This is a genomic window from uncultured Proteiniphilum sp., assembly GCF_937873925.1.
Taxonomy (GTDB): domain Bacteria; phylum Bacteroidota; class Bacteroidia; order Bacteroidales; family Dysgonomonadaceae; genus Proteiniphilum.
Genome location: NZ_CALNAT010000210.1, coordinates 1 through 4,855 on the forward strand (window position 1 = coordinate 1; position 4,855 = coordinate 4,855).

The following is a 4,855-nucleotide window of genomic DNA, read 5'->3' on the forward strand; positions in this document are numbered from 1 at the left end:
TCGATGGCAAGTTCCGTATTTGGGAAAATAGCGACGGCTTCTTTTAAAAGTATTCCCAGCTCATTGTAACGGGACGAATAATGGCCGATCACTAATTGCTTTACATTTGCCGCTCTCGCGATTTCCGCAGCCTGCCGGGCTGTTGAATGGTAAGTTTCACCGGCGCGTGCCAGTTCACTCTCTGCAAAAGTGGCTTCATGATACAACAGATCCACGTTCTTTATATAGGGGATGATTTCGGGTGCATAAGCCGTATCGGAACAATAAGCGTATCTGCGTGGAGCGCTACCCGGAGAGGTAAGTATGTCGTTCCGGATGACGGTGCCGTCAGATGTTATAAAATCGGCTCCCTCTTTAATTTCCGGGATCTGTATCAGAGGGATCTGGTAAAAAGCGATCATCTCGCGGATTATATGCCGGGGTGATTCTTTCTCCTCAAAAAGAAATCCGTTTGTAGCAATGCGGTGTTTCAACGGAAAAGAAAAGATGCTGATCGACTTGTTTTCGAAAAGCAACTCCTGCCGTTCGGGATTTAAGGGGAACAGTTTTATTTTAAACGACATATGTTTTCCCATATAAATCAAAAACGGTTTTATCAGGATGTTGATCTCTTTATGAGCATAAATATACAGATCTCCGGTTCTTCCCAGCATACTGAGCGTGGAGAGTAGTCCGGGTAATCCGAAAAGATGGTCGCCATGAAGGTGTGAGATAAATACACTGTGAAGTTTACTCATCCGGGTTTTGAACTTCCTCATCTGGAGTTGTGTCCCTTCGCCGCAATCGATCATGAACAGTTTTTCATTCAGATCCACTAATTGCGAAGGCGGATTGTGCATCGTGGTGGGTATGGCCGACCCGCAGCCCAGTATGGTTACCTGAAATTTGTTCATATTAACGGATCCCGATGAGTTTATGTATTTGCAGGCTCAGTGCCCATGATGGGTTTTGCTTCACCAGATACACGCAGTAATCTATATTCTCCTGAATAATATTATTGTTGTCGAAAATGGGGCTTAAAAAATGATGTCTTGCTTTGGGGAGGATAGTGATATCCGGTAGCGGATCTCCTGTCTGGATGGGAAAACGCAATTCGTCCACCTCCGGGATCAACTCCCTCACCTTCTCAAACTGTTGTTTCGGACTGCAGGTAATATAGTCGATTCCCACCGGTACCCTTCTTGTTCCGTTGGTTTCTATGGCCTGCAGGTATCCTCTTTCTTTAAAGAGAGCCACAATGGTATCATTAAGTTGCAGGGTAGGTTCACCCCCTGTCCATATGATCCATCTGCATCCGTACGGTTCTATTTTCTGCAGGATCTCATCTGTGGTCATCTTCACGCCCCGCTCGAAATCGGTATCGCAGAAACTGCATGTCAGGTTGCACTTAGCCAGCCGGATAAAGATGGATGGCTGTCCCGTGCGCCCACCTTCACCTTGAAGCGAGTAAAATATTTCATTGACATTCAGGTTCATAAACAGCTGATGTTTTAGGCGTCTCACTTACTTCCACGGCGTAAAGTTCCGGAAGCGGCGATTTAAATATATCGTACAGCATCTTTGCCAGATTCTCGGCCGACGAATTGAGTGGCGAAAGAATATCATTGAGATTCCGGTGGTCTAATTTGGAATCGATATACTCTTTCACTATTTTCAATTCGTTGTAATCGCGGACAAAACCCTGTTTGTTCAGCTCTTTTGAACGGAGATGAACAGTTACCACGTAATTATGCCCGTGGAGCCGGCTGCAAGGGTGATCGTCAGGCAACCCGAAAAGGGAGTGCGCTGCCGAGAAAGAAAACTCTTTACTTATCTTGTACATTCTAATTCTGTTTGTAAGTTTGATTTGGAAATTAGGATTAGTTGATTTAGCGATTTGCTGATTAGCAGATAATAATTGTAAATTACTAATTGGCACATTATCAAATTAATATATCATCTTACCACCTTCCCACTGTATCACTTTCCGCCGCACCACTTTTTCAACTACCTTATTCCAATTTCAGATAGGTTCTGAGCGGATAATGATCCGAATATTTCACTTTGTCTCTCCTTGTCCGGTAGGCTTTTATATCTTCGCTGTGCATAATATGGTCAATGCGGAAAAGAAACAGATCTTCGTGATAGGTGACGCCCGGCCCGAAGGCGGTAGAAACATAGGCATCCTTTAATCCTTTCTTCATCCTGTGATAGGCGTATGATATGGGAGTATCGTTGAAATCGCCGCAGATAATAATCCCACGCGTATCCTGCCTGTCGATGAACTGTTTCACTTTTTCAACCTGTTGTGCCCGCATCCGGTAAGCGCCTCCCAACCGCGTGCGGATATTGCTGGCCACCTGTTCGAGCCGTACCGAATCGGTATTCTGAAGAAAATCGCTGTACAATTTTTTATCTTCCGCCTTGATATTGTTCGACTCCAGATGGACGTTGGCCACAGTGTATCTTTCCCCGTCGATATTGATGGTATAAACCGCCGCTCCGTTGTAGGATGACTCGAATACCACCTCATGCGTCTTCTCGATCGGATATTTCGAGAAACATGCCAAGCCGAAAATATGATATTTTCCTGAAGATTCCAAACCGGTGACCGAACGATAGGGGTATTGACTGAGAATTCTGTTTACATCCCGTTGAGAAAAAATGGATTGCCCTGTTTTACTTACGAGATACTCCTGCAGGCAGACAATATCGGCGTCGGTACCGGCAATATAATCGAGTATGGGATGATCGGATGCATCCTTATCCCTCTCTGCAGGAAATCCCTGAACGTTATAAGTCAGTACTTTGACGGCCCCCTCCGGTTCTTTTTCGCTCATAAAATGTAGCGGGAAGAATGTGGTGACAGGCTTGTAACAGAGGAGAATTGCCGCCAGGGATATCAAAGCGAGTTTCCATTTTGAAAAAACTACCCAGAAAACCAGATAGCCGATGTTGACAAGCAGGATCAGACCGAAACCCAATCCGATGTATGAGAACAGATTGGTTTTCAAAGGGGAGACCCTCCATGAAAGGAATGAGCAGAAAAGCAGAATGATGGCCACGACGTTGGTAGCGAAGATGACCCATTTGACCATATCTGTGAATTTTAGTTTCTTATTTCTTGCTCGCATCGAAAAGTTTCCTTTTTTCTTCTGATGATAAACTGCTGTAACCCGATTGTTTCAGCTTATCCAGGATAGCGTCAATCTCTTCCTGTTCCGTATGTTTACGTTCGTTGTACTCCCAGTCGGTTTCGTGTCGGGCATGCTTCACCTTCATTTTCGGTGTATGCCTGCGTGGCTTGAACAGTCCGACAAACCAATCAATCATCCGACTCATCCAGCGGGTAATATCTTTTCCCTTTTTATATTGGATTGCGAAAAAATAGCCTAATAGTGCGCCGCCTATATGGGCTACATGTCCACCGGGATTCATGGGACTTCCTAGTGAGAGAAAGTCGAGTACAAATGCGAAAATGGCAATATAGACAATTCTTACAGGTCCTAAAAACAGGAGGTTCAGTTGTACATCGGGACGATAGAAAGCAGCGCCCATTACAATAGCCATCACCGCTGCCGATGCACCGATCATCCATCCTCTCTCCATTGCCGTATAATAAGGAATGGTATTGAAAGCGATCACATAGAGCATTGCGCCGGCCAATCCTCCTAAGACGTACAGACTACCGAGCGTCCGCCCTGTGAAATATTGCATGAAAATCTGTCCGAACCAATAGAGCCAGAGCATATTGAAGAGCAAATGTAGAAACCCCTCATGCACGAACATGTAAGTAATAGGCGCCCATATCCTATTTAATAATAATGGAATATGAGACGGGACGCCGACAAAGGTAATCAGGTCGACAGCATAAATATTGAACAGGATGAAAATGACATTGACAATCTTCAGTATAATGAAAACGAGGACATTGATAAAAATGAGCCTCGTCATTACGCTGCCCGTCTTATACTTATATTTCAATCTTTCAATAAAATCTGCCATATTTCCGGTCCTTTTTTCTCCAATATAAGATCATGAAAATTCCAAAAAGCATGCCTCCCAGATGGGCAAAATGAGCCACGTTGTCACCCGTACGGTTGGCAACGCCGAAGAACAGTTCCAGCAGGCCGTATCCTATCACGAACCACTTCGCTTTGATGGGAAAGGGAAAAGGTATAATAAATAGTTGCGAATTGGGAAATAACATGCCGAATGCCAGTAGTATACCGAAAACAGCTCCCGATGCGCCTACAGTGACGCTGTTCACCAATGAAAACATTTCTTGAGGCACTATTGTTTGTATCCTTAGAAAAACAACCAGCATCTGAATTAACCCCGCGCCGATGCCGGTAACCAGATAATAGGAGAGGAAACGTTTGGAGCCCCATACCTGTTCCAGTGTTCTGCCGAACATGAAGACTGCGAACATATTAAAAAATACATGGGAGATGGAATAAGGATCATGCAGGAACATATAGGTGACAAGCTGATAGAAGCGGAACTGCTCGGAAGCGATAAAATGTAATCCGAACTGTTGTGAAAGATCAATATCGGCCCTTCTGAGCAATACGAACTGTGCCAGCCAAATGATGCCGTTTACAATGATAATATTTTTTGTCACCGTGGGAAGTATCCCGGCAAAGCTATCCCTTGAGTTATTCATCTTTATAATCAATTGTTGAGCCGCAAAATTACGTATTATTTCGTTGAGAATGCGGATTTTTGCCCCGTAAAAGGTTTTTTTTTACCAAAAACAAATACTTTTTATCATTTTTCTTGATTGTTTTCGATTTATCGCTTATATTTGACGCCAAAATGAGGCTCAGCCTTGACTTAATGTATGTTTAATTTCTTTATTTACGTTTTCTTATGA

At 43.9% G+C, this 4,855-nt stretch carries 6 protein-coding genes; all 6 read right to left on the bottom strand.

The window, feature by feature from the left end; translation table 11 throughout:
- A partial coding sequence (locus tag Q0502_RS14265; RefSeq protein ID WP_298652018.1) for a ribonuclease Z occupies positions 1 to 893 on the bottom strand: 893 nt, incomplete at its 3' end.
- A gap of 1 nt (position 894) precedes the next feature.
- Positions 895 to 1,476 (bottom strand): 7-carboxy-7-deazaguanine synthase QueE, encoded by a 582-nt coding sequence (locus Q0502_RS14270; protein ID WP_298652020.1) that lies wholly within the window; start codon positions 1,474 to 1,476, stop codon positions 895 to 897.
- Positions 1,457 to 1,822 (bottom strand): 6-carboxytetrahydropterin synthase QueD, encoded by a 366-nt coding sequence (gene queD, locus Q0502_RS14275; RefSeq protein ID WP_298652023.1) that lies wholly within the window; start codon positions 1,820 to 1,822, stop codon positions 1,457 to 1,459. The genes Q0502_RS14270 and queD overlap by 20 nt, the downstream gene beginning before the upstream one ends.
- 169 nt (positions 1,823 to 1,991) lie before the next feature.
- Positions 1,992 to 3,113, bottom strand: a complete 1,122-nt coding sequence (locus Q0502_RS14280) for an endonuclease/exonuclease/phosphatase family protein (protein WP_298652026.1) — start codon at positions 3,111 to 3,113, stop codon at positions 1,992 to 1,994.
- Entirely contained in the window at positions 3,097 to 3,984 is an 888-nt protein-coding gene (locus tag Q0502_RS14285) for a rhomboid family intramembrane serine protease (RefSeq protein ID WP_298652029.1), read from the bottom strand. Before Q0502_RS14285 ends, Q0502_RS14280 begins: the two co-directional genes overlap by 17 nt.
- Positions 3,968 to 4,645, bottom strand: coding sequence for a rhomboid family intramembrane serine protease (locus tag Q0502_RS14290; RefSeq protein ID WP_298652032.1), 678 nt, complete (start codon positions 4,643 to 4,645; stop codon positions 3,968 to 3,970). The genes Q0502_RS14285 and Q0502_RS14290 overlap by 17 nt, the downstream gene beginning before the upstream one ends.
- Positions 4,646 to 4,855 lie beyond the last annotated feature (210 nt).